Here is a 25,709-nt window from a genome sequence, read left to right as displayed (position 1 = left end):
AGGCGTTCCTGAAGTGGCTGAGCGTCACCTTCGGCGGCGGCATCGGATTGGGATGACCGACGGAGCAATCCGGGACAGCGGTGCCCCGGCTCGCCTGGGGGCGGCCGGGCCACCGCCCTGATCAGCGCGATCACTCGCGAGGCCACCGCCTGCGCCTACCGCCGTCCTCGGCCGGGAAGTGCACTCGGTGTACGAGGGGGCCGGTCGGCAGGAGCGTCGATATCGACACCCCGAAATCGGGCCGGCGCGACCCGGAATGACCTTGTGCGAACCGCGGCTCGAGAATCTGGGCCGCTCGAATTGGGCGTCGATCGTAAATGTGGGGCGCCTCCGAATATGTACACGTGATTTTTGCCGATACTGGATGCCCGATAGTCCCGCATTATTGTCTCCCGTTGCACGAGAGTGGCGGATGCCGGAACTTCCCGGCGCGAGCATACAAAGGGCGCCCGCCGTCACCGTCACTTCTTCGGCCCGCATTCGGCGGCGCGCGGGGACCGCGGCGTTGGAATGCACGCCGACCCCGCTGGGGCTGTGGGAGTTGGGTTCGGGCCGCATCCGGTATCTCAACCCCGCCACCGCCAACCTGGAGGGGTTCCTGGACGGCGCCGAGGCGTCCGCGCGCACGGCCGCCGAGTTCTTCACCGGCAGCGCGGTGAACAGGCCGGGCCCTCGTCTGGGCCTAAGCCTCGGCGGAGATCACAGCAGATCGTGGACCTGCTCGAGCGCGTTGGCGACCCTTGAACGTGCGGCCTCGGCGAGCCCCCGTACCGGCAGCGGGAGATTGGGCGATTCGACGAGGCCGAGGTGTTCGGCGATGGCGGATACGACGCGCAGGCTCCCATGGGTCCGGAACAATTCCCAGATGGGTTCGAGTCGATTCGACAGCGCGGTGGCGGTGTTCTGGTCGTCGTTCCGGGATGCGCGGGTAAGGGCCAGGCATGGCTTGGGAAGCACGCCGGCAAGCACGCTGTACCAAACGTCGCAGCCGGCGTCGAGGCCTGCCGCGGCGAAGGGGTCGCCGCTGGCCCCGATCGTGACCGTCGACGGGATGTGAGATCGGAGGGACTTCAGTCGACCGGCTGCCTCGGCTGGGTCGACAGGGACACCGGGAATCTTGATCGATCCGATCTTCGGAAGTTCGGCGATGCGGCCGTGCAGTTCATCGGTGAAGGTGAAGTGGGTGGTACCGGGATTGTCGTAGACGCACAGCGGCACGGACAGTTCACGTGTCACCGCTTCGTACAGGCCGAACACTTCCTCTGCGGTCAGTTGTTGATAGGACATCGGTGCCAGCAGCACCGCGGCGGCGCCCGCATCTTGTGCATCCTCGGCGAGGGAGCGGACGTGCGCCGTGCGCAGCGACCCGATACCGATCATGACCGGTGTGGTGCCCGCTGCGGCCACAGCGAGCTGTGCGACCCGCTTGCGCTCTTCTCTGGTCAGGTAGGCGTAGCTACCGGTGGACCCGAGGGCGCCGATGGATTCGACACCCGCGTCAGCCAGTCGCGAGACAATTCCGGAGAACGCGGACTCGTCGATTTCTGTCTCGTTCATCGGCGTAAGGGGGAAGGCGGACAGTCCGGTGAACATCGGTCGAACCTCAATTCGCTCGGGTGTAGGACAAAATTCGTCGAGGCGAGTGGGACGGAAGGCGCACAGCAACTACGTCGGTCGAGGGGTCATTCGACCGATGACGACGGTGCGCCCATCGAGTCGTCGAGCACGGGTCGGCTCCATGTCTGTTGCGGACCTTTGCCTTTCGCGACGAGGCCCAGCTCGCGCAGTTTGGCGATCGTCATCATGGTGTTGAACATGGGGTTTGGGTTCGCGCCCGATACGCCAAGCGCCTGGGACCGCGCAACGAAGGCGTCGACGAACGCCGGAAGGTCGTCGATGCCACCGCTGAGCAGTGCCTGTGCGGCGCCGTCCAGCGCCGCAGCCTGATCGAGCAGCGTCGACAGACGCTCGGCTGCGGTCGGGCGATCGAACACCTCGAACGCATGGCCTTCGGTGACGATGTCGACAGCATCGGTCTCGACCAGCGTCAGCGCCTGGGCGAGCGCGGCGAAGATATTCATCTGGTTGGCATCGTGCATCGCGCCGCACGGGCCGTTCGGTTCGTCGGACAGGTGCAGCAACCGCGCCTCGGGAAGGTGGACGACGACCTGGCCGGCGCAGTGGCCGTGGGTGCGGATGACCTGAACGGCACCGTCTCCGAACGACCAACCCGACATGTGTTGAGAGCCGATGGCGAGGTGCTCGAGCGGGAGTTCCTCGTAGGTCCGGGTGATGTCGGTGATGGGAACGTAGGGCTGGTACATGGCGAGGAGCTGTCGAGTTGCCGCAGACGGATCCTCGAAGCCCGGTACCAAGCCGGTCACGCGCTCAAGGCTCGTGGTCCAGTAGGGGAGCCCGTGATCGTGGTACTGGCTCGCGTCGTGTGCGCTGACGAAATGGTGCACGTTCGATTTGTCGAGTCCCTTGCCGAGGTCTGTGATGATGTCGTTGTTCCCGACATGGTCGGGGTGACCGTGGGTGGTGAGCAGCAGGATCTTCGACCACGGAGCGAGGTCGTCGGCAGCGGACCGGATCGCGTCGCGGATAACGGATGTGACCCCGCTGTCGACGAGCACCAGGAGATCTCCGGCTCGGTGAACGATCACGTTGCCCACGTCTGGTTGGCGTGCGGCCATATCGAGCTCTTGACCCGCAATCATGCGTGTCCGAACGTCGATCTCGATCCTTTCGCCGAGTGCCACCCGTTCGTTCTAACACGTCACTCGACTTGGGCGCGGCGGTTCACGACATCTCCGCCTGACTGGTGCAGGTCGGGGTTGGGTTTACGGGACCGGCACTCGACTGCTGACTCCTGCCTGCAGAACAGCTTTGAACCGTGACGTGGGCCGATGCGGTTGAGGTCAGGTACGAGCGCGAAAACGGAGGTGCTGTTGCGACGACGGTCGCTGCTGTTGACCCGAAGGCTTGTTCGTCGGGTCGAAGTCCTACCACCGGCGGCACCATGCGGGCTTGGTCTGGTCGGCCACGAACTGCGGCCATGTCCTTATGAGAGTCGACTGGATTGGGCCGTCGGTGGTGGGCGTACTTGCTCGGGGAGTGTGGCGGATCGCCGCGCAACCGTCGTGGCTGAGCGGACCTGATGGAGCGACTGCGTCGACATCGAACCGGTGGAGCTCGCGAATATGCCAGCCCTCTAACCCTTCTCGGAGCCTGTCGCGGAGCCGAGAAGGACATCGACGAGCTGGGTCGCCAGTTTTTCGGAGGACTGCGGGTTCTGCCCGGTGTAGAGGTTGCGGTCTACGACCACGTGTGGGCGCAGTGGGATCAGTCCTTTGGAGTACTCGATGCCGGCTTCCTTCAGCCTGTCCTCCAACAGCCACGGCGCCTTCTTGGCGAATCGGTTCAACAGTTCTTCGCGGTTGGACAGCCCGGTCATCCGGTAACCGGCGAAGGCCGAGGTGCCGTCAGGGTTGGTTGCAGCCAAGACCGCAGCTGGCGCGTGGCACAGCAGGGCCAGCGGTTTGCCTGATGCCAGACGGTGGGTCAGCAGTTCGCCTGAGGTCTTGTCGTAGGCGAGATCTTCCATCGGGCCGTGACCGCCCGGGTAGAACACCAGGTCGAATTCGTCCGGGTCCACCGAATCCAGAGAAGCCGGGTGGGCGAGTACGTCGGCGATGTTGTCGAGGAAGTTCTTCACGTCGCGGCGCTTCCACGGCATCCCTCCGGAGATACCGAGGCTGAGCTGATCGAGCGTCGGCGCTTTGCCGCCGGGGGTGGCCACGGTGATGTTCCATCCCGCTTCGCTGAAGATGCGGTACGGCACCGCGAGTTCCTCAGCCCAGTACCCCGAGGGATGCACGGTGCCGTCGTTGAGTGTCCAACGGTCGGCTGCGGTTACTACGAACAGGGCCTTCGTCATGATGTGTTCCTCCGGAAAGGGGACGCCTGTGGGCCACCTGTGATGGGTTCTCGGCACACCGCCGGATGTGCACACCGCTTACATTATGTGGATGCTGCGCACGCGTCAACCGCGATGCTCCAGGTGACGACGGGGCGTTGCGTCGAGGGTCCGATCGGCTCGCAGGGAACAGGTGCCTGTCGCATTCGACCGTATCGAGGCCGATCGCCCACGGGAATCCAAGAAGTGTTGACAATGCTTACATAGCCGGTCTAGCCTCATGTAAGCAGTGCACACATACCGATGGCGAAGGACCGACACATGACTTCAACCGAGCAGAACACCATCGAGGTCGACCTGGGTGGACATTCCGTCACAGTCCCGGCCGGCGGTTTGTTCGAGCGCTTCCGGATGGACACCGACCTGGACGAGGTGGCGCGCGACCCGCGGGTCAATGGAGTGGACTTCTTCCGGACCCTTCCCAAGACCCGGGTCGAGTCTCGCATCGGGCCCACCTTGACTCCGAACTTCTACTACGCGATGTCGTCGGCACGTCTGACGATGATCGCGCCCAGCAAGGCGATCCGGAACCGGATCCCGCGCGAGCTCACCCCACTGGAGATCACCCCTGGTCTCGGCCTGGTGTCGGTGATGTTCTTCCGCTACGACGTCTGCGACATCGACTTCTATACCGAGGCTGCGGTGGGGGTTGCGGTGCGCCCCGCCCGGCACGGCAAACTCCCCGTTGCAGACGTCGCGGCCGCGCTGGCGAACGACCACATCCACTCGTACGTGCTCTCCCTGCCGGTGAACACCGATATCGCCCAGGTGCGCGGCCACCACGGCTACGGCTTCCCGAAATGGGTCACCGCACTCGACGTGAACATCGACGAGCGCCGGACCACCGCCCGCATCGCCAACACCGATGGCGGCGTCGACATCGCCTTCTCCGCCCCGACACCGGCCCAGAAGCGCACCCGGAGCGGCGAAAAGGTATCCACCCTGACCTCGTACACGAAGGTCGACGGCGCCTGGCACTCCACCCTGAATCAGACCCACGTGCTGGCCGGCGGAACCTCGATGTTCCCGCGCGGTGTCGACCTGACCCTCGGCGCGGGACGCATGGCCGACGACCTGCGCGCACTGAAGCCGATCCGCACCATCGCGTTCGACGTCAGCACCGAGGCGCAGGCTGCGCTGCACATGCCGGTTCCGTTCTCGGTCCGCAGCCGGTAATCGGCCATCGCATCCGCTCCGACATTCGACACCCTCAACGGAGTCCCACCATGTCCACCAAATACGCCACCCCCGAAAGAGTTACGACGACCGCCGGCCTCCCGTCCTCGCTGACTGCCCAGCTGCGGGATCGTCTGACCCGTCAGGTCGCCGCGGGTGCTGACGCCACCCGCGTCGCCACCACCGCCCCCTACACCGGCGGGCCACTCGCCGACTTCCCGGTCTCCACGCCGGGCGACGTCGAAATAGCCTTCGTCCGGGCTCGTCGCGCCCAGGCCATATGGGCAGCCACCCCGATCGGTGAGCGCCGCAAGGTGCTGCTGCGGTTCCACGACCTGGTCCTCGGACGCCAGAACGAAGGCCTGGACCTGATGCAGGCGGAGAACGGAAAGACCCGTCGCGACGCGTTCCTGGAGATCACCGACACCGCCATCACCTCCCGGTACTACGCGCGCAGCGCCGAAAAGCTGCTGGCCGCCCAGCGCCGGCGCGGAGCGATCCCGATCTTGACCCATACCACCGAGCTGCACCATCCCAAGGGCGTGGTCGCGATCATCTCACCGTGGAACTACCCCCTGTCGATGGCCGCCGGTGATGCGATTCCTGCCCTGATGGCCGGTAACGCGGTGGTACAGAAGCCCGACACCCAGACCGCGCTCACCGCGCTGTGGGCCATGGATCTGATGTACGAGGCGGGGCTGCCCGCCGACGTGTGGCAGATGGTGGTCGGCCGCGGCAGCTCGATAGGGGAGCCGCTGATGGATAACGCCGACTACGTGATGTTCACCGGGTCCACCGCCACCGGCCGCCAGATCGCCCGCGACGCCGGCGAGCGTTTGATCGGAGCCTCGTTGGAGCTGGGCGGCAAGAACGCGATGCTGGTGCTCGACGACGCCGATCTCGATCGTGCCGCCGACGGTGCCGTCGCCGCCGCGTTCCCGTCGGCCGGGCAACTGTGCGTGTCGATCGAGCGGATCTACGTCGCCGAATCGGTGCGGCAAGAGTTCGTGGCAAAGTTCGTGGAGCGGACCAAGCAACTGAAGCTCGGCGCGGCCTACGACTACAGCACCGACGTCGGTAGCCTCACCAGTCAGTCCCAGCTGGACACCGTCACCACGCACGTTGCCGACGCCGTCGGCAAGGGCGCCACCGTGCTGGCAGGCGGTACCGCCCGCCCCGATCTCGGTCCGCTGTTCTACGAGCCGACCATCCTCACCGACGTCACCCCGGAGATGACCCTCCACGGGCACGAAACTTTCGGTCCGGTGGTCTCGATCTACGGCTTCGACGATGTCGAGGAGGGCATCGCGCAGGCGAACGCCACCTCGTACGGGCTGAACGCCAGCGTGTGGAGCCGCAACGGCGCTCACGGACGTGCGGTGGCCGCCCGGGTGCACGCCGGCACCGTCAACGTCAACGAGGCGTTCGCGGCGGCGTGGGGCAGCATCGACTCTCCGATGGGCGGAATGGGTGACTCGGGCGTGGGACGCCGGCACGGCAAGGACGGCATACTCAAGTACACCGAACCGCAGACCGTCGCCCATCAGCGCGCCCTCGGCTTCACCCCGCCCGCGCGCATCCCGTGGACCACGTGGGCGCCGGCGCTGAGCGCGGTACTGCGCGTCTGGAAGCTGATCGGCGCCCGCTGACGCATATCCCGTTGCCGCACACCGAGATCCACCGGTCACCGAACGACCCAACGATACATCGCAGTCGCAACGCCCGGTTCCCAGGCTTTGCCGCCGCGATTGCACGAAAGGCACTGAAATGACCACCCCCGAGACAGTTCCCGCCACCATGCGGGCCATCGTCGTCGACGATGACAAGACCATGAACATCGCGCAGGTCTCCACGCCCACCCCCGCCGCCGGCGAGGTCCTGCTCCGGGTCGCCGCGGCCGGCATCAACCGCGCCGACCTGATGCAGCGTCAGGGCCTCTACCCGCCACCGCCCGGAATCACCGACATCATGGGCATGGAGGCCTCCGGCACCGTCGTCGCGGTCGGCGCGGGAGTCGACGGCTTCCGCCCGGGCGATGAGGTCTGCGCTCTCATCGCGGGCGGAGCATACGCCGAGTACGTCGTCGTCCCGGCGGCCCAGCTGTTGCCGATCCCGGACGGGCTCTCGCTCGTCGACGCGGCCGCGCTGCCCGAGGTGGCGAGCACCGTGTGGTCGACCATCGTCATGGACGCCGGCCTGAAGGCCGGGGAAACATTGCTGGTGCACGGCGGCGGCAGCGGCATCGGCACCCATGCCATCCAAGTCGGCAAGGCACTCGGCGCCACGGTGGCGGTGACCGTCGGTTCGGAGGCCAAAGCGCAGCGCTGCCGCGAGCTCGGAGCCGATATCGTGATCAACTACCGCGAGCAGAACTTCGCCACCGAGCTCGCCGGACAGGTCGACGTCATCCTCGACATCATGGGCGGCGAGTACGTGCCCGGCAACGTCGACGCGCTCGCGATCGGCGGACGGCTGGTGATCATCGGAATGCAGGGCGGCTTCACCGGAGAACTGAACGTCGGAGCACTCATCGGCAAGCGCGCCCGGGTGATCGGCCTCAACGTCCGGAACCGGCCCCTGACCGGTCCCGGGTCCAAGGCCGAGATCGTCGCGGCGGTGGCCGAGAATGAGTGGCCACTGGTCACACAGGGGGTCGTGCGGCCGGTCATCTCGGCCAAGCTGCCACTGGCCGACGCCGAACGAGGACAAGCGATGCTGGATTCGAAGGACTCGGTCGGCAAGGTGCTACTGCTTCCCACCGAATCCTGATTCCCGACGAACCGGTGCCGCCCACGGCAGATTCACCGGCCACCGACGACACCGTGATTCGCTCGACGAAAGGAGCAGGAACCATCCCGGCTTGCCCAGAATTCTGGTCGACGCCGAAAACAGGTAACACCGACGATGGGGCCGTACCCCACGGTGATTCGCATACCGGCATGCCGCACCGCAGGGCCGGAACCCGCGACAGGAGAGTGACATGACCGACATCAAGCCCGTCCTCGAGCCCGAGGCCGCCGAATTCGCGAAGGCGACCGATGCGCCCCCGTTCCTGTTCCAGCTTCCACCGGACGAGGGGCGCACAACGGTCGACGAGGTCCAGTCCGGGGAGATCGACAAACCGGCGATCGACGAAGAGTGGATCACCGTCGAGGGCGGTCCGACCGGATCGGTGAAGGTGCGCATCGTGAAACCGGCAGGTGCCACCGGCACCCTTCCGGTCCTGTTCTTCATCCACGGGGCCGGTTGGGTGTTCGGCAACGCGCACACCCACGACCGACTGGTCCGCGAGCTCGCCGTCGGCGCCGACGCCGCGGTGGTCTTCCCCGACTACGACCTGTCCCCGGAAGCGAAGTACCCGACGGCGATCGAGCAGAACTACGCCGCCGCCCAGTGGGTATTCGCACACGGCGCCGAGAAGGGACTCGATGCCACCCGGTTCGCGGTCGCCGGCGACTCGGTCGGCGGCAATATGAGCGCCGTCCTGACTCTGATGGCCAAGGAACGCGGCGACGTGCACATCACGCAGCAGGTGCTGCTGTACCCGGTGACCAACGGTGCATTCGACACCCCCTCGTACCACCAGTTCGCCGAGCACTACTTCCTCGCTCGCGAAGGCATGCAGTGGTTCTGGGACCAGTACACCAGCAACGAGTCCCAGCGTGCCGAAATCTACGCCTCTCCGCTGCGCGCGACCGTCGACCAACTGCGCGGACTGCCCCCAGCCCTGGTGATCACCGCCGAGGCCGACGTGCTTCGCGACGAAGGCGAGGCCTACGCCGCCAAGCTCCGCGAGGCCGAGGTCCCCGTCACCCACGTTCGTGTCGGTGGCGTCATCCACGACTTCATGATGCTCAACGCGCTTCGCTCGACCCAGGGTGCGTCCGTCGCCATCAAGCTGGCGCAGGACACCCTCCGAACCGCCCTGCACTGACGGGTTACCGGTGGTCGGCGTCACGGTGCGGAGCACGTGCCCGGACGCGTGCTCGCCGGCCATCGGACCGCGGCTCGGCTTGTTTGCGTTCGGCGCCGGCCTGCCGCATCTGACGGAGGCGCGCCATCTGCCCCAGCCCGGAGTTCAGGGTCCCGCCCGAGATCACCGCGTTACTGCGCACGACACCGCGGATAGTCAGCGGAACCCCGTGGGGCAGTTGCTTGACGGTGAAGAAGGCGCCGAGGTCGTGCGGGTGAAGTCGAACCCGCATGCGTGGACCAGGCGGGCGCCGGACTCGACCGCGGTGGCGTGGTGGGCCAGGTACATTCGATCGATGAATTCCGGCTCCCCGGTGAAGTCGACGTAGTCGGTGCCCGCGGCAGCGAACGCCGCGACCAGCGGCTCGTCGTGCTCCAGGTGCGGGCCGACCGTCGTGGCCACGACCTGCGCGGACCCGGCCACGGCGCGAAGCGAGTCCGGCTCGGAGGTGTCGGCAACGAGGAGCTCCGGGCTGATGGCTGCAGGATTGAGATGGGCGAGTCGCTCATTCACCGCTTCGAGCTTGGCGAGGCTCCGGCCGGCGAGGGCCTAACGGGCGTCGGCTGGGCGGTGGGATGTTCGGTCAGAGGTCCTCATGGTCCATTCCATTTGTGGTCGGGTACGGGCGGGTCAGGGGCTGCGGGCCTGGCAGCCGGGTGTTGTCGCGACCGAAGGACGCGGCGTTGCAAGAGGAGGTGGCACTGGTGGTGGATCGCAGGGTTCGGCCGATCGCTTCCGCGACCATGTCCGGGGCTTCCCACGGCGGGGTGTGCCCCACCCGGGGGAGCACCCGCACGGTGGCATGACGCACTGAGGCGAATTCCCTTGCGGGCGAGGCCACCCGCGCATCGAGTCCGCCGACGACAAGCTCGGTGGGGACCGGCAGGCTGGTCAACCGGTCGGCGAGGGTGCGGGCACCGAGGTAGGTGTCGATGGCCTGCGTACTGCGGACGAAGTTGCGCCGACCTCGGGCCCGTAGATCGTCGACGAATTGATCGGGCACGCTGACACTTGGGCCGAACGCGCTCTGCTGAGCGGCACGTTGCCGCTCCGGGGAGGCCATTGCCCAGATCAGCTCACCCACGCCGGGCAGTGCGAGGACCCGTTCGATGGGTGTGCGCGCGCTCAGCCTGCTGGCCAGCGACCAGGGCGGACACAACAGCAGCAGCGCCGAGACGAGTTCGGGGTGGCGTTCGGCGAGCGCGGTGGCGACCAATCCGCCGCGGGAGTGCCCGACGATCACCGCTGGGGATCGGAGCAGCGCCGCCGCGTCGTCGGCGTCACGTTCGATCGAGTGCTCCGATTCCAGCTGCGCTGCAACGATGTCGGCTCCCTGCTCGATCTTCGGCACGACCCGGTCCCAGACCCGGTAGGAGCTTGCCAGACCGTGGATCAGCATGACAGTCGGGGCGCCGGCGGTTCCGGCGATCAGTGCGCCGGCGTTCATGAGGCGGCTGCCTCGCGGGCAGGGGTCCGACGGTGCAGCAGGTGCTGGGTCGGGTCGAACTTCTGGGTGCGGCGGCGGAAGTCGAGGGTCGACCCGGGCCAGATGTTGGTGTTACGGCCATCTGCGTTCAGATACCAGCTGGTGCACCCGCCGGTAGTCCATACGGTGCCCTCGCCGAGGCGCTCGACGTCATCGGTGAAGGCCTGCTGCGCCACCGGGGTCGGTTCGACGGCGGCCAGGTCGTGGTCGCGGGCGTAGCCGAGGGCACCTGCGATGTAGTTGGCCTGGGATTCGAACATATGGATCACCGAGGTGTGCCCCAGGCCGATGTTCGGCCCGTGCATGAGGTAGAGGTTGGGGAATCCTGTGACGGAGGTCCCCAGGTACGCGGTCGGGCTGGTGCCCCACACCTCGGCCAGGCTGCGTCCGTCGCGCCCGTAGGTGCGGTCGGTCAGCGGTAGCCGTGAGGTCCGGAACCCGGTGCCGAAGATGATGGCATCGGCCCGGTGGTGGGTACCGGTGTTGTCGATCAGGCCGGTGGCCGTGATCTCCCGGATTCCGTCGGTGGTCAGGGTGACGTTGTGCTGGTCCAGCGACCGCAGATACTCATCGGAGATCAGGACTCGCTTGCAGCCGAAGCGGAAATCGGGCACCAGCTTCGCCCGCAACCGCGGATCGCCGACCTGCGCCTCGAGGTGTCGGCGGGCACCGCGCTGAGGCAGCGTCATCAGTGCCGGATTGCGGAAGGCGACCACCTGCCACTCCCGCCGCAGATACAAACTCAGCCGCTCGAGCCGCTGAAACATCGGGAACCTGCGATACAGGGCCCGGCTCACGGAGTCGACCGGCCGGTCGTGGCGGGGCACCACCCACGCCGGGGTGCGCTGGAAGACGGTCAGGTGCGCCACATCGGGCTGGATGGCCGGGACGAACTGGACCGCCGAGGGGCCGGTGCCGATCACCGCGACCCGCTTTCCGGCGAGATCGTAATGGTGGTGCCAGCGTGCCGAGTGGAAGCTGACCCCGTCGAACTGATCGAGTCCTGGGATCGCCGGGATCAGCGGATCGGCGAGAGCGCCGGTCGCCAGCACGACGTGGGTGGCGGTGCGCGGTCCGCGTACGGTTTCGAGCCGCCACAGTTGCGCGGCCGGGTCCCATTCCAATCGCTCGACCGCGCAGTCGAGTACCAGTCGTGTGCGTAGATCCTGGGTGTCGGCGACGTCTTTGAGGTAGGCGAACAGCTCTGGCTGTTTGGCGTAGGTGTTGTGCCAGTGTGGGTTCGGGGCGAAGGAGAACGAATAGAGGTTGCTCTGGACGTCGACTGCGGCGCCGGGATAGTCGTTGTCGCGCCAGACGCCCCCGACCTCGCCGGCGCGTTCGAGCATCACGAAGTCGGAAAACCCCGCCTGGCGCAACCGCACCGCGGTCGCGATGCCACCGAAGCCGGTGCCGATGATCGCGACATGGTTGTGGACGGTGGTGGCGCTGCCCGGTTCCGTGAGTTCGTGGGGCTGCGTGGTGGTCGTGGACATCAATTCTCCGAGGTGTTGTCGGCGAGGCACCCTCGTCCGAGATCGACAGGGTCGGTGGGGAATGCGATGGGATGGTGGCGAGGCGTCGTGTCGAGATCGACGTGGTGGGCGTGGCCACCGATCGGGGAGGTTGAGTTGAACCCGATCACGGGTTCAGCGCGCTGCCGCGCTCGGAACCGGCGTCGCGGTCCGTTCACGCATTGTGGAGGTGAGCCATCGTGAGTAACGACGCAGTGCCCGCCGCTGTACGCGCTGGTCGGCGACCATTGCCAGGGCCGGGTGCACACCGAGTGCCGGGTTCTTACCGGCCGACATCCGGCGCATCTGGTAGCGCACCATGGCCATTTCGATGGCAGAGGCGAGCGCCTTGTCCGACCAGGTCACCGGTTTCATCCCCTTGTCCGCCTCCAGTCCCTCGCGCCAACGGTCGGGGAGATCCGGAGTGACCGCCAACGCGGTTGCCATGCCGATCAGCTCGACGTTGTTGGCCAACACGCGTTCGGCGGTCTCCCGGCGCGAGATCCCGCCGGTGAGCATCAGCGGCAGTGTGCTGGTCTCGGCCAGCTGCGCGGCCAGATCGAGGAAGTACGCCTCGCGGGCCGCGGTGCGGCCATCGGCCGGGCGCCCGGACATGGCTGGGCTTTCGTAACTGCCTCCGGATACCTCGACCAGGTCGACACCCGCCGACGCGAGCATGCCGATCACCGCATGCGCGTCGTCGGCGTCGAAGCCACCCCGCTGGAAATCCGCCGAGTTCAGTTTCACCGAGACGGCGAACTTCGGCGCCACCACCGCACGGATTCCCCGCACGACCTCGAGCAGTAGCCGGGCACGGTTCTCGAGTGAACCGCCCCACTCGTCGGTGCGGTTGTTGACCAGCGGGGAAAGGAATTGGGAGAGCAGGTAGCCGTGCGCGGCGTGGACCTCGACCCCGTCGAATCCGGCCGACTCGGCGCGTCGGGCGGTGGTGACGAACCGGGCGATGGTCGCCTCGATCTGGTTGGAGGTCATCGCGACCGGCCGACCGAACCGCTTGGAGTGACGGCCGAGCTCGACCGCGATATCCGAGGGCCCCCACACCACGCCGGGCATGTTCGACTGAATCTGTCGACCGGGGTGGCTGATCTGCATCCACATCGCCGCGCCGGCGGCTTTACCGGCCTGCGCCCACGCCGCGAACGGTGCCAGCGGTGCGGCAGCATCGAGGACGATGCCCCCGGGACCGGTCAGCGCTTCGGCGTGCACCATCACGTTTCCCGTGATCAGCAGGCCGGCACCGCCGGCGCCCCACCGTCGGTACAGCTCGATCAGCTTTTTGTCGGGCAGCTGCGCCTTGCCGGCCATGCCCTCTTCCATGGCCGCTTTCGCAATCCTGTTGCGCAATGTCTGACCGGATCGTAGTTGAAGCGGTGAGAACAACCCGTCCGAGACCGAACCACTCGACATCTACAGACCTTCTTTCGAGAGCAATGTTTACGATGATCACATCATGTGTGCGGCGCTAACATTAAGAGGATATGTAAGCATTGTCAACACTTGCTAGATTAGGACCATGGCAACGACGACCCAGCCGTATCACCACGGCGATCTGCACAACGCGCTGGTGCGCGCGGCCGTGGAACTCCTCGAAGAAGACGGAGCCGCCGAGCTTTCGCTCCGTGCCGCCGCTCGACGCGCCGGTGTGTCCACTGCCGCGCCGTACCGGCATTTCTCCGACCGCGATGCGCTGCTGTCCGCTGTCGCCGCGGTGGGCTACCAAGACCTGGCCGGCCGACTGGCCGCAGCCCATCCGGCTCCGACCACCGCCGACGATCTCGCCGCGATCGCCATCGCCTACGTCCAGTTCGCACTCGCCCGCCCCGGACTGTTCCGTGTCATGTTTGCCGAACCGTGCGACCCGACCAACCCCGAACGGGTAGCTGCGACAACGGCGATTCACGAGTACGTCAAATCTATTGTGCAGCAAACATTTCCTACTGCCGACCCGGACGCGATGGCAGATGCGGTGTGGGCGCTGGTGCATGGCCTGGCGTTCTTGCACCTCGACGGCAAGTTCGATGCCATCTCCACCGGGGCTGTCGCCGATCGTGTCCGCGCCGCGGTCTACGCCATCCTCGGGGCATCGGGCTCGTTCGCGGCCCCGCCCGACATACAGCCCTGAGTATTAACACGAAGTTGCCGGCGGCCCCCGTCCCGGCAGAGAGCTACCCTGCCCGGCAACGGAGTCCGCGGATCCCTGCGGCGGACCTCGACCGTCCGCACAAGGACCAACCAGCGCGCACCGGCTCACCAGATACACCGCTCTCACAACGCCGAACGTGTCGCACGCTGACCGGAGAATGCGCGCGAAGCAGCGCCCAAGGCGGATCGCGGGCCCAATAGGTGACCACAGCAGGCCCAAAAAGGTGACCACCCCATGGATAGTGGTGGAAGGGATTCACGTATGGCGAGCAATGATGCGGGCCTTGGTAGCTCCACGAACTGACGAACCGGAAATCACGCGTAAGCGGGGCCTCTAAGCACACCTGATTCCGCCTGCTGCGGGCCCGTTCGCGCACAACTGGCGGAACGGGTCATCGCTGCAGATCGTGCCCTCGGCCGCAGTGCCTGCGGGGGAGTGGAGTGAGTGCCTCACCGGTCAATGTCCGCACCGGGATTGCTGCCCACCGTCCGCGGCGGCGTCCATTCAAGGCGGGAGGCGTCTACAGAAGTCGCTTGAACGGATTTCGTTGTGGTACTACGTCGATGCGTCGCCGAGAGGCGGCACGCCTGCCGTGAGGCGACGCGCCGTCTCAACTCTCGGCGAGGCATTCCCGCTGGCTTCAGACTCCGCGACCGAGGTCGGCCTTGGCGCGCAGTCGCTCGACCTCCGCGCGGGAGTGCCGCACCGCCTCGGAGTCGGATCCCTTGTCGTGGGCGACATCGTGTGCGAGGTCGAGGATCGCGCGGCGTAGGTGCTTGCGTGCCCGGCGGGACCGCCTGTCAGGGGCCGATTTCAGGAAAGCCTTACGCGCTTTCTTGCCCAGAACGCCGTCGACCTCGGCTGCAGTGAGGGCCCCTGCCTCGACCTCGGGGGCGAGGATGTCGCGGACGAATTGATGCTCCCGTGGCGCGGCCCGCCGGAAGGCGATCGTCAGCATCGTGAATCCGATGACGATCGAACCGAACATGACGCCGATGAGGACGAGCGGGTTTCCACCTCCGAGTCCAGCTGCATCGTCCCACGTGAAGTGCAGGAACATCCCAGCCGCCACGAAAGCCGACCCGAGCCCGATTCTCCGGGGCTGCGCCTTGGTCCCGATGAGGTAGAGGGCGCCGGCGCAGACCAACGCGCTGAAGAGCGGGTGAGAGATGAAGCTGACGCCGATCCGGGTCACGGACATCTGCACGGCGTTACCGACCGGGTCTGTTCCGAACGTCCGGGCAGTGGAGTTGGCGGCGTAGAGGAAGTCCTCGAAGATCGCGAATCCGAGTCCGATGAATGCGCCGACGATGAGGCCGTCGTTGGCGGTGCGGATCAGTCGCGGGGCGAGGCCCATCAGCAGGATGAAGCCGCACAGCTTTGCGGCCTCCTCGGTGATCGGTGCCGTAGCGCCAGCGGCCCAGTTCGCGCTCCACTCCTGGCCGAAGAGCTTCGGGTAGATGCTGAGCATCGCTGAGTTGACGGTCATGGCGAAGGCGAACGTTGCGGGGATGGCACCCCACAGAAGTGCGGCCGCGACGAGTCGGCCGGGTTGGCGCTCCCACCGGTCGATGTGACGGAACCAGGCGAACCAGGCGAGTCCGCACAATCCGCAGAGCACGGCCGATATCGCGAATCCGTCGGCGTAGAACCCGGCCTCTGGTGCGAAGTACGCCCAGGCCTGGAACAACCCAACCGCAGTGAGCGCCAGGTAGACCCAGAAGGAGAGGTTGTGGGGTTGGACGAACTCGAAGCGCTCGCCCCACCCGGAGACCTCCAACGCCTCGCGTTGGCGTCGTTGGGCCGCGGTGCTCGACGAGTCGGTCGCCGTGTCGGTGTCGCTCATGCGTTGTTCCCGTCGACGGTGTGGATGCTGGCGATCATGGCCCGGATGTTCTCGGCGGCCGCGGTCATCTGGGTGGGCGGACCGTATGCCGTGATCTTCAGGCCGGTGCCGTCGAAGACGAAGGCTGCGACCAGACCGTCGACGTCGAGGCTGCTGTAGGGCTGGACGACGCCGGTCTGTCCGGTCGTCGTGGTGAGGGTGCTCCGGTTGCCCTCGACGCGGAACGTCGGGTCGGTGGTGCGGGAGGTGACTTTCTCGACCTGGTCCAGCAGTTGGTCCGGGGTGCCGTCGAAGGAGTCGGGCGAGACCTGGAAGGTGATCCCGTCTCCCGCGATGGTTGCATCGCCGGCCTTTCGGCCCGATTCCCCTTGACCGACGCGGAAACCGGTCTCGATGTCCCATCCTGTGGCCGGGGTGAAGGCGATGGTGTCTGTAAGCGCGAGCTGTTCGCCGGCGCGTATCGGGTCGTCCCAGTCGATGGACGCGTCGATCCGCGGCACGACGACGGTCAAGAGTAAGAAGACCGCGATGACGAAGAGTGCGGGCGGCAGTGTTCGTCGATCGATACCGAGCACCCGGTGCTCGGCCGGTACCCGCTTCCGGCGGGCTCCGGCATGGGTTTGTGTCACGGGCTCCCCTGGGTGGTCGGATGTCTCTAGGCGTTCAGGACATTCGGATGGTACCGCTCGGTCCATGGCTCGGCAGGTCACCCTGCTTTTACCAGGTGTCGTATAGGCAGTTTCATCGAGCGCTGTGCAGTGGGACCGTGCAGGCCGACTCGGCGAACGACAACTTCCAACCTGTTGTCTGCACGATCTCTGCCGGCTAACCGTCTGAGGTCTTGGAACGATGGGCGGAGCGCATGCTCAACGGAATTTCACAGGGTGAATCTCTCTGCGAACGAGCACCTTTGAGATACCAGTAACGCAGTCACCGGCTGGCGGGGTAGCGACTCCAGGGTGTGGCTGCGAGTTCGGCGTGCCGGTGGAGGCGCGATCTGCACGACTGATCGGGCCACCGCTCGCCATGAACCTCGTCCGCTTGGGGTGCTCTCGAAGGAACACGCCACGTCCAACCACGTTGCAGTGCAATTGTGTTGGCACGGTGTCGGCGGAAATCGCGGCTGTCTCTCGTCGGGTTGCGCCGTATCGATCGGCGATCGACCGTCACGGCGCGATGACAGGGTTACGGCCCCGACGTGTGGGCGGCCCCCGTGGTCGAGGGCCGCCCCAGGGGATGGGTCAGAGCCATCCGGGTAGCACGAAGATTCCCCAGGCCACGAGCGGTCCGACGAGTGTGACGAGTGCGCTGTATTTGAGGATCTGTTTGTAGAAGCGGTCGCGGTCGACGTCTTGTGCGTTGGCGAGTACAAGGGCGCCATTGGTCGAGAAGGGGCTGACGTCGACGATGGTCGAGGAGACGCTCAGTGCGACGATCACCCCGACGGCGCCGATGTTGCCGGACAGCAGGAACGGGACGGCGAGGGGGATGGTGGCACCGAGGATCGCTGTGGACGAGGCGAACGCCGAGACGATGGCGCCGATGTAGCAGAGCAGTAGTGCGACGAGCAGCGGCAGTCCGAGGCTCGCGACTGCGTCGCCGACGTATTCGACGGTTCCGGCCTCCTGCAGCACGCCGACGAACGTGAGCACACCGCCGATCAGCAGTACCGTCGACCAGCTGATTTGCGCGATCGCACCCTTCTGGGCCTTCGGGGAGGCGAGGGCGAGCACGACTGCGACGGTCATCGAGATGAATCCGACGTCGAGGTCGAGGACGAGCGCGAAGAGCGCGAGGGCGCCGAGGCCGATGAGTGTGAGGATCTGATCGAAGGTGATGGCGCGGACGGCGGTGGCCAATGGGGGGCTGTTCTCCGCGGTGACGGTCTGGGTCGGTGCGGTGGTTGTGGTTGCCCCGTGCCCTCGCAGGCGTGTGGGTGCGGCGCTCGCTCCGCCGACGGTGCCGTCGTCGTGGTGGTGTTCGTCGTGCACGCTTCGTCCGAGGAGGTCACGGCCGCCGAGGAAGACGAACAGCAATACTCCGATCGCCGCATTGAAGAACAGGCTGCCGAGGAACAGGGCCAGGGGGCTGCTGACGAGGCCGGCCTTCGACGCGATGTTGTTGACGGTGACGCCGTAGATGCTGATCGGCGAGAAGCCGCCGGCCTGCGCCCCGTGAATGACCATCATGCCCATCAGGAGTGCGTTGATCTTGTACCGGGCGGCGAAGCCCAGCGCGATCGGCGCAATGATCGCGACGGCGGCGGGCCCGAGGGCCCCGATCGCGGTGAGGACCCCGGTGATCCCGAACATCACCCACGGAATCAGGGCGACGCGCCCACCGACCAACCGGACGGCACCACGTACCAGTAGATCTACCGTGCCGTTGTTCTGGGCGATCGCGAACAGGTACGTGATGCCGACGAGCGTCAGGAACAACTCGGCGGGAAATCCCCCGATGATGTCGTCACTGCTCATGCCGACGGCGAGCGTTCCGACGAAAAATGCTGCCACGAAGCCCAGCGCGCCCATGTTCACCGGCAGCAATGTTGCTGCCACGAACATGACGGCGAGCGCCAGGATCGGGATTAGTTCGGTCGACATCGGGATCTCCGGTTTCTGATGTGGTCGGACAGCGTCGCCGTGTGGGCCGCTTCCCAGTGACTCGGTGGCGTAGTGGCCTAGCCAGTAAGTGAATCCAAGCAGTGAGTGGCATCACTGTCAAGGGTTGCTGTGTGTGAGGGCACACCGTAGTTCTGCGGGTCGGACTGATCGCGAAACCCGAGGGTGTGACTGGTGTGGCGCAATGATGGCCGTGTGGTGGCGGGTGTTGGTCAGCGGCTGTACCTGGACGCCGTACATCGCCCTGCCGCGCGTGGGCTCAACGTAGGCGCTCCACGCTGCGCTCGGTGTGGTCGTGTTTCAGCTGACGTCAGGGTGCGTGCGTGCCACCGAGATTTCCCACAACTGGTGGAACCACAGCGACACGCCATCGGTGCCGCGGTGCGGGCGCATCCCGGTTTCCGCGCCGCCGCCAAGCTCTGCCTCGAAGGCCTCGTGAACCTGCGCCGCGGCCGATTCCTCCGTCATTGCCTGCTCGAGCCACTGCCGTACCGGGCGGTCGACCTCCCTGTCGGCGACACGGTCGACGACGAGGCCGCACTCCTGCAACCACTGTGGAATCATCCCCCGCGGCGGCATGCGCACGTGCGAGGGATCGCGCAGTCTCTCCATCCGGTCCTGCCGTTCGGCGATCTCAGGGTCGGCCGACGCCACCAGGTCCATCACCACGACCCGCCCGCCCGGGCGGCACACACGTGCCATCTCGACCACCGCCCGCCGCGGATCGGTCAAATGGTGCAGCGCGAACCGGGTGAAAACCAGAGTGAAGGCGGCCGACGCGAGCGGCAGGGCCTCCGCCGTCCCGCGCACGAAGTCGACGTTCGCCAGCTCCTCGACGTCCGCGCGACGGCGGCCTTCGGCGATCATCGCCGGCGTGCTGTCTACCGCGATCACCCGAGCGACCCCCGGCGCCAGGGCCCGGCTGACGATGCCGGTCCCACCGGCCACGTCCAGACCGACATCGGCTGCTTCGGGTGTCACGTGGTCCAGTAGCCAGGGCACGCTCGATGTGAAGGCAATGTTGAGCCGCGCATCTTCGAACGTCGGCGCCTGCCGCGTGAAGGCGGCGCGGATCCGTTCCTCGTGCGGGTTCGGCATGGCACCATCCTCTCGGTGTATCCGCTCCCGGTCACGCCGGGCATCGATCATCCGGGCGTGGCGAACGAGTGCCGAACCGGCTCAGCTGATCTCACGCAGCAGTGCGACGTCGGAAACCATCCGGATGTGCGCGGCCATGGCTCGCGCGGCGGCGACGGAATCCTGCCGGCGGACCGCGTCGGCGATCTTCTTGTGGCCCTCGAGTGACGCCCGCGGCCGCTCGGTCTGCGACAGCGACTCGATCCGGGTCTCGCGGACGAGCTCGGAGATCTCGTGCATGAGTTTCGCGAGCAGAGACGAGTGCGCCGCGGTCGTGATGGCCTCGTGGAACATCTCGTCCCCGACCACCCCTCGGTCGCCTGCGCTGATCTCCGACTCCATCATTGAGATCGCGGAATCGATCGCCGCCATCTCCGCGTCGGTTCGACGCTCGGCGGCCAGGCCGGCAAGTTTCACCTCGAGCGCCTCGCGGGCCTCGATGATGTCGGGGAGGCGGTCCGCGTGTTCCCGCAGGGCCTTGATGACGCGTTCCTCGGCCGGTCTACGGACGAGCACGGCCCCGTCGCCGTGCCGGACCGACAGCACGCCCTGGACTTCCAGTGCGACGAGGGCCTGACTCAGCGATGCCCGGCTGACGCCGAGTTTCGCGGCCAGCTCGCGCTCGGCGGGGAGGCGATCGCCGGGCACCATCTCATTGTCGGCGATGTGCGAGCAAAGCTGTTCGACGATGACCTCGTACAGACGGGGCCGCGTCACGGGACGCAATTGCTCGGCCACTGGGCCACCCACTCTCTATTCCAGTGATGTGCTTCGTTCAGGGTATCTCGCCTCGCTCGGTTATCGACGTCGGTCGGTAACGGCCACCACAGCTCCCCTTGACAGTGATCGCAGCCACTGCTGTACTAGTGGCCAGTCCACTCAGCCACTGGTCCAGAATGGGACGGCGGCACACCGGCAGGAAGCCAGGGATCCCCATGTTTTCCACTGCACAGCCCACGACCGCCCAGGCCGGGCCCCTCGACGGGATCGTGGTCGTCGATCTGACCCGCGCACTCGCGGGTCCGCACGCGGCGATGATGCTCGGCGACCTCGGCGCGGACGTCATCAAGATCGAAACCCCGCACGGCGGCGACGACACCCGCGGGTGGGGGCCGCCCTTCGTGAACCCGGCTGACGCGGAGCGGGAATCGACGTACTTCCTGTCCGCCAATCGGAACAAGAAGTCGATCACCCTCGACCTCAAGGCCGACGACGGACGGGCCACCCTCGAAGCCCTGGTCCGGCGCGCCGACGTCCTCATGGAGAACTTCCGCACCGGCGTCCTCGACCGCCTGGGATTCACCACCGAACGTCTCGCGGAGCTGAACCCGCGCCTGGTGGTCCTGTCCATCAGCGGTTTCGGTCACGACGGACCCGAGGGCGGACGCGCGGGGTACGACCAGATCGCGCAGGGCGAGGCCGGACTGATGTCGCTGACCGGCCCCAGTCCCGACGACGTGCAGCGCGTCGGCGTGCCCATCGCGGATCTGCTCGCCGGCATGTACGGGGCGTTCGGCGTCGTCGCCGCCCTGCAGGAACGGGAGCGCACCGGTCGGGGTCGCGTCGTGCGCACGTCGTTGCTGGCCGGCGTCGTCGGGGTGCACGCCTTCCAAGGGACGAAGTGGACCGTCGCCGGCGAGGTCGGGGAGGCGCAGGGCAACCACCATCCGTCGATCTCGCCGTACGGGCTGTTTCGCACCGCCGACGGCGCCGTCCAGATCTCGGTCGGCAGTGAAGGACTGTGGAAGAGGTTCTGCGCGGGCTTCCACCTCGATCCGAACACCCCCGGAATGGCCACGAATCCCGAGCGCGTCGAGAACCACAAGCAGGTCCTGGAACTGGTGGAGGACGCGTTCGGTGCGTACACCAGCGACGAACTTCTCGTCGAACTCGACCGCATCGGGGTGCCCGCGGGACGCGTCCGGACGATCTCCGAAGTCTACGAATGGGAGCAGACCAAGTCCCAGGGGCTGCTGATCGACGTCGACCACCGCACCCTCGGCAACATCACGCTGCCCGGCCCGCCGCTGCGGTTCTTCGAACCGGACGGCACCGAGGTCACCCGCACCCAGCACACCGCGCCGCCGGTGCTCGGCGCGGACAACGACACCGTGTCCGAATGGCTGCTGCGGGAGTCGGTCCGATGACCCGCCTGACCGCACACGAACTGATCGACCTGGTTTTCGATCGTGACTCCTGGAAATCGTGGGACACCACCATCACCGAGCCTGCCAGGAACGGAACGTACGCCGACGAACTCGCGGCGGCCCGCGAGAAGACCGGACTGGACGAGTCCGTCGTGACCGGAGCGGCACTGCTGCGCGGTCGTCGCGTCGCGGTCCTGGTCTGCGATTTCGGGTTCCTCGCGGGATCGATCGGCGTGGCGGCCGGCCAACGGCTCGTGACCGCGATCGAGTGGGCCACCGCAGCAAAGCTTCCACTGATCGCCTTACCGGTCTCGGGCGGAACGCGCATGCAGGAAGGAACCACCGCATTCCTGCAGATGGTCAAGATCACCGCCGCCGTGACCGCCCACAAAGCGGCCCATCTCCCATATCTCGTGTACCTCCGAAACCCCACCACGGGAGGGGTCTTCGCCTCCTGGGGGTCCCTCGGGCACGTCACGGTCGCCGAGCCGGGTGCGCTCGTAGGGTTCCTCGGGCCCCGGGTATACGAGGCGTTGTACGGTGCCCCGTTTCCCCCCGGCGTGCAGACGGCGGAAAACCTTCAAGCACACGGACTGGTCGATGCGGTGCGCCCGCCGGAACAACTCGCCGAGATCCTCGACCGGGCCCTGCGCATCATGACCTCCCGCCCGGCCGACGACGAGCGCACCTCCGTCGCCGTCCCACCCACCCTTCCCGAGACTCCCGCATGGGAATCGGTGCTCGCCTCCCGCCGCACCGGCCGCCCCGGGGTCCGCGAACTACTGTTCATCGCCGCCGCTGACGTGCTGCCCCTCAACGGCACCGGACAGGGCGAGAAGGATCCCGGACTGACCCTCGCACTGGTCCGCTTCGGCGATGTCCCCTGCGTTCTGCTCGGCCAGGACCGACACGGCCAGACCGTACAACGTCCCCTCGGTCCGGCGGCACTGCGGGAGGCCCGCCGCGGTATCCGTCTGGCGCAGGAACTCGACCTCCCCCTGGTCACGGTCATCGACACCGCAGGTGCCGCCCTGTCGAAGGAGGCGGACGAAGGCGGCCTCGCCGGCGAGATCGCCCGCTGCCTGGCCGAACTCGTGGCGTTGCGAACACCCACGGTGTCGTTGCTTCTCGGCCAGGGCACCGGGGGAGGGGCGCTGGCTCTGCTCCCGGCGGACCGCGTTCTCGCCGCCCAGCACGGCTGGCTCTCACCGCTGCCGCCGGAAGGAGCGAGCGCGATCATCCACCGCGATGTCACCCACGCCCCCGAAATGGCTGCGGCGCAAAATATCCGGTCGGTCGATCTCCTCGCCGGTGGTGTCGTGCACACGGTGATACCGGAATTCCCCGATGCCACGGACGAGCCGGTGCAATTCTGCGAACGCGTCGGTACGGCCCTCCACACCGCCCTGCTCGCTCTCGTGCGGCAGGACCCCCAGCAGCGTCTGGCCGACCGATTCGAGCACTTCAGCCGCATCGGCGAACCCCTGACGGTGGCGGTGTAGACACCGGCACACGGATGTCTCGCCGCGCCGCGTTCCACCGGGCCCGGCGCTGTGAGATCGGCGCGTGACGGGGAGCGCCCTTCCCGCCCCTCGAATCTGGCCCTTCCTGTCTCGGGCTTGCTGCATCCAGTGCCGCAGCCACCCAGCCCCCCAGTTTCCAGATGTGCGGACGAACCCGCGCAGTTCTGCGAATGCGTCGGCACCACGCTCGCACGGCGCCGCTCCCTACGAAGGAGACCGCCGGCGAGCGTGGACCGACCGGTTCGAGTGCTACACCCATCGGTAACCCGACGCCGAACGGTGAATCGCACGAACCAGGCCTCGAAGCGCCGCGACCCACCGGCCGCAGCGCTTCGAGGCCCCTCACAGGACAGACACAGACCGCGCCCGGCCAGCCACCACCACTGACCGTGCGGCCGGCCGCCGCACCGAAACGCAAGGAGAACCATGCCCGTTCAGACAGCTGCAGCCGACCTTGTCCACGCTCCACGTCACGAAGTACCGGCTGATTTCGTCAGCGGACTGGAAGGTGTGGTCGCGTTCACCAGCGACATCGCCGAACCCGACAAGGACGGCGGCGCCCTGCGCTACCGCGGCGTCGACATCGAAGAACTCGTCTCCAAGCACGTCACGTTCGGCAACGTGTGGGCCCTGCTCGTCGACGGCCGCTTCGGCCCCGGACTTCCCCCGGCCGAACCGTTCCCCCTGCCCGTACACACCGGCGACGTCCGCGTCGACGTCCAGGCCGGCCTGGCCATGCTCGCCCCCATCTGGGGATACCAACCCCTCCTCGACATCGACGACGACACAGCCCGCGAACAACTCGCCCGCGCCTCCGTCATGGCCCTGTCCTACGTCGCCCAGTCCGCCCGCGGCATCTACCAGCCCGCCGTCCCCCAGAGACGAATCGACGAAGCGAAAACCGTCACCGAACGGTTCATGGTCCGCTGGAAGGGCGACCCCGACCCCCGCCCACGTCGCCGCCATCGACGCCTACTGGGTCTCCGCCGCCGAACACGGCATGAACGCCTCCACCTTCACCGCCCGCGTCATCGCCTCCACCGGCGCCGACGTCGCCGCGTCCCTGTCCGGGGCCATCGGTGCCATGTCCGGCCCGCTGCACGGCGGCGCCCCCGCCCGCGTCCTGCCGATGATCGAGGACACCGAAAAGTCCGGCGACGCCCGCACCCTGGTCAAGGGCATCCTCGACCGCAAGGAAAAGCTGATGGGCTTCGGGCACCGCGTCTACCGCGCCGAAGACCCCCGCGCCCGGGTGCTGCGCGCCACCGCCCAACGCCTGAACGCCCCCCGCTACGAGGCGGCCGCCGCCCTCGAACAGGCCGCCCTCGCCGAACTGCGCGAACGCCGCCCGGACCGGGCCATCGAAACCAACGTCGAATTCTGGGCCGCGGTCATCCTCGACTTCGCCGAGGTCCCCGCACACATGATGCCCGCGATGTTCACCTGCGGCCGCACCGCCGGCTGGTGCGCCCACATCCTCGAACAGAAACGCCTCGGCAAACTCGTCCGCCCCGCCGCCATCTACACCGGACCCGCACCCCGCACCCCCGAGTCCGTCGAGGGCTGGGACCAGATCCCCAGTGCGTAGATCCCGCCCTGCCACGAGAAGGGGAGTTGAGTTGTGTCGCAGCATGATGCCGAGACATTTCCGCCTCGCGACAGTGGAGGCACGCCCTTGGCGGCCAGTTCGGGACGCAGAAGGTCCTCACCGACCTCGGCCGCGAGATCGGTGGTAGCGCCACCAAACTATCCGGAGAAAACGTGGTGATCACATGTACGAACAACCAGAAGGGGAACAATCCCGGGAGGAACCGGACGCTTCGCGACATTCCGGCACACCCATCGCGAGACACCGATTGCGCGATCGGCCACGAGAGGTCGAGCGTCCGCGATCCAGCCCGCCAGTGCCGAGCAAGGAAGCGGAACGCATCCTCCAATTCGCGCGTGTCTGGGCACCATTCGGCGGCGCACCGGACGAGGAAGTATTCGTCAGATTCGGGATATCGCGGACTCTGTTCCCGGAACGGCTCTGGCAAGTCATCGTCGAGTCCGGCTGCGATGCAGTTGCCGCTGATCAGTTCAGGAAGGCTTACCCTTGTCGGCAATCACCGTGGATGATCACGGACCCCAGGGTTCAGCGGCACCA

19 protein-coding genes and 1 pseudogene are annotated in these 25,709 nt (G+C 66.9%); 8 read left to right on the top strand and 12 right to left on the bottom strand.

Going from position 1 to position 25,709, the window contains the following annotated elements; genetic code table 11:
• Positions 1-699: 699 nt before the first annotated feature.
• The 3 genes from DTA22_RS07005 to DTA22_RS06995 all read right to left on the bottom strand — a co-directional run bounded on the left by DTA22_RS07005 (position 700) and on the right by DTA22_RS06995 (position 3,940).
• Positions 700-1,593, bottom strand: coding sequence for a dihydrodipicolinate synthase family protein (locus tag DTA22_RS07005; RefSeq protein ID WP_112298984.1), 894 nt, complete (start codon positions 1,591-1,593; stop codon positions 700-702).
• A gap of 89 nt (positions 1,594-1,682) precedes the next feature.
• Positions 1,683-2,696: an MBL fold metallo-hydrolase gene (locus tag DTA22_RS07000; RefSeq protein ID WP_245973345.1), complete on the bottom strand. Its 1,014-nt coding sequence runs from the start codon at positions 2,694-2,696 to the stop codon at positions 1,683-1,685.
• Positions 2,697-3,214: 518 nt separating this feature from the next.
• Complete coding sequence (locus tag DTA22_RS06995) at positions 3,215-3,940, bottom strand: type 1 glutamine amidotransferase domain-containing protein (RefSeq protein ID WP_112298982.1); 726 nt, start codon at positions 3,938-3,940, stop codon at positions 3,215-3,217.
• 300 nt (positions 3,941-4,240) lie between these two features.
• On the opposite strand from DTA22_RS06995, the gene DTA22_RS06990 reads away from it, so the two are divergent.
• The 4 genes from DTA22_RS06990 to DTA22_RS06975 all read left to right on the top strand — a co-directional run bounded on the left by DTA22_RS06990 (position 4,241) and on the right by DTA22_RS06975 (position 9,089).
• A complete protein-coding gene (locus DTA22_RS06990; RefSeq protein ID WP_174233763.1) occupies positions 4,241-5,155 on the top strand; it encodes an acetoacetate decarboxylase family protein in 915 nt (304 codons plus the stop codon).
• 50 nt (positions 5,156-5,205) lie between these two features.
• On the top strand, positions 5,206-6,804 hold the full coding sequence (locus tag DTA22_RS06985) for a succinic semialdehyde dehydrogenase (RefSeq protein WP_112298980.1): 1,599 nt from the start codon (positions 5,206-5,208) through the stop codon (positions 6,802-6,804).
• Positions 6,805-6,952: 148 nt separating this feature from the next.
• Positions 6,953-7,924 (top strand): NAD(P)H-quinone oxidoreductase, encoded by a 972-nt coding sequence (locus DTA22_RS06980; protein WP_181910959.1) that lies wholly within the window; start codon positions 6,953-6,955, stop codon positions 7,922-7,924.
• A gap of 211 nt (positions 7,925-8,135) precedes the next feature.
• A complete protein-coding gene (locus tag DTA22_RS06975; RefSeq protein ID WP_112298978.1) occupies positions 8,136-9,089 on the top strand; it encodes an alpha/beta hydrolase in 954 nt (317 codons plus the stop codon).
• Between the two features lie 195 nt (positions 9,090-9,284).
• Here the strand turns inward: DTA22_RS06975 and DTA22_RS06970 are convergent, their stop codons facing one another.
• From DTA22_RS06970 to DTA22_RS06955, 4 genes are all read right to left on the bottom strand, one after another.
• Positions 9,285-9,641 (bottom strand): saccharopine dehydrogenase family protein, encoded by a 357-nt coding sequence (locus DTA22_RS06970; protein ID WP_112298977.1) that lies wholly within the window; start codon positions 9,639-9,641, stop codon positions 9,285-9,287.
• A 70-nt stretch (positions 9,642-9,711) separates the two neighbouring features.
• The gene (locus DTA22_RS06965; RefSeq protein ID WP_112298976.1) at positions 9,712-10,575 is read right to left on the bottom strand and encodes an alpha/beta fold hydrolase; all 864 of its coding nucleotides are present in this window, start codon (positions 10,573-10,575) and stop codon (positions 9,712-9,714) included.
• Entirely contained in the window at positions 10,572-12,107 is a 1,536-nt protein-coding gene (locus tag DTA22_RS06960) for a flavin-containing monooxygenase (RefSeq protein ID WP_112298975.1), read from the bottom strand. Before DTA22_RS06960 ends, DTA22_RS06965 begins: the two co-directional genes overlap by 4 nt.
• Before the next feature lie 153 nt (positions 12,108-12,260).
• The gene (locus DTA22_RS06955) at positions 12,261-13,553 is read right to left on the bottom strand and encodes an NADH:flavin oxidoreductase/NADH oxidase family protein (protein ID WP_112298974.1); all 1,293 of its coding nucleotides are present in this window, start codon (positions 13,551-13,553) and stop codon (positions 12,261-12,263) included.
• 106 nt (positions 13,554-13,659) lie between these two features.
• On the opposite strand from DTA22_RS06955, the gene DTA22_RS06950 reads away from it, so the two are divergent.
• Complete coding sequence (locus tag DTA22_RS06950; RefSeq protein WP_112298973.1) at positions 13,660-14,268, top strand: TetR/AcrR family transcriptional regulator; 609 nt, start codon at positions 13,660-13,662, stop codon at positions 14,266-14,268.
• A 661-nt stretch (positions 14,269-14,929) separates the two neighbouring features.
• Here the strand turns inward: DTA22_RS06950 and DTA22_RS06945 are convergent.
• The 5 genes from DTA22_RS06945 to DTA22_RS06930 all read right to left on the bottom strand — a co-directional run bounded on the left by DTA22_RS06945 (position 14,930) and on the right by DTA22_RS06930 (position 20,631).
• On the bottom strand, positions 14,930-16,135 hold the full coding sequence (locus DTA22_RS06945; protein ID WP_160118500.1) for a PrsW family intramembrane metalloprotease: 1,206 nt from the start codon (positions 16,133-16,135) through the stop codon (positions 14,930-14,932).
• Entirely contained in the window at positions 16,132-16,764 is a 633-nt protein-coding gene (locus DTA22_RS36025) for a hypothetical protein (protein WP_160118499.1), read from the bottom strand. The genes DTA22_RS06945 and DTA22_RS36025 overlap by 4 nt, the downstream gene beginning before the upstream one ends.
• A 612-nt stretch (positions 16,765-17,376) precedes the next feature.
• The gene (locus tag DTA22_RS06940) at positions 17,377-18,738 is read right to left on the bottom strand and encodes an SLC13 family permease (protein WP_112298971.1); all 1,362 of its coding nucleotides are present in this window, start codon (positions 18,736-18,738) and stop codon (positions 17,377-17,379) included.
• A gap of 318 nt (positions 18,739-19,056) precedes the next feature.
• Entirely contained in the window at positions 19,057-19,854 is a 798-nt protein-coding gene (locus tag DTA22_RS06935; protein ID WP_160118498.1) for a class I SAM-dependent methyltransferase, read from the bottom strand.
• An 81-nt stretch (positions 19,855-19,935) separates the two neighbouring features.
• Positions 19,936-20,631, bottom strand: a complete 696-nt coding sequence (locus DTA22_RS06930) for a FadR/GntR family transcriptional regulator (protein ID WP_037233263.1) — start codon at positions 20,629-20,631, stop codon at positions 19,936-19,938.
• Between the two features lie 197 nt (positions 20,632-20,828).
• Here DTA22_RS06930 and DTA22_RS06925 point away from each other — a divergent pair, with 197 nt between their 5' ends.
• The 3 genes and pseudogenes from DTA22_RS06925 to DTA22_RS06915 all read left to right on the top strand — a co-directional run bounded on the left by DTA22_RS06925 (position 20,829) and on the right by DTA22_RS06915 (position 25,151).
• A complete protein-coding gene (locus DTA22_RS06925; RefSeq protein WP_112298969.1) occupies positions 20,829-22,040 on the top strand; it encodes a CaiB/BaiF CoA transferase family protein in 1,212 nt (403 codons plus the stop codon).
• Positions 22,037-23,542 (top strand): carboxyl transferase domain-containing protein, encoded by a 1,506-nt coding sequence (locus tag DTA22_RS06920; RefSeq protein WP_112299027.1) that lies wholly within the window; start codon positions 22,037-22,039, stop codon positions 23,540-23,542. Before DTA22_RS06925 ends, DTA22_RS06920 begins: the two co-directional genes overlap by 4 nt.
• A 447-nt stretch (positions 23,543-23,989) precedes the next feature.
• Positions 23,990-25,151: pseudogene (locus tag DTA22_RS06915) on the top strand (citrate synthase 2).
• Positions 25,152-25,709 lie beyond the last annotated feature (558 nt).

Source organism: Rhodococcus wratislaviensis (assembly GCF_900455735.1).
Classification (GTDB): Bacteria; Actinomycetota; Actinomycetes; order Mycobacteriales; family Mycobacteriaceae; genus Rhodococcus_F; species Rhodococcus_F wratislaviensis.
The sequence above is the reverse complement of the archived record's forward strand: the minus strand, read 5'-3'. Positions and strand labels throughout refer to the sequence as shown.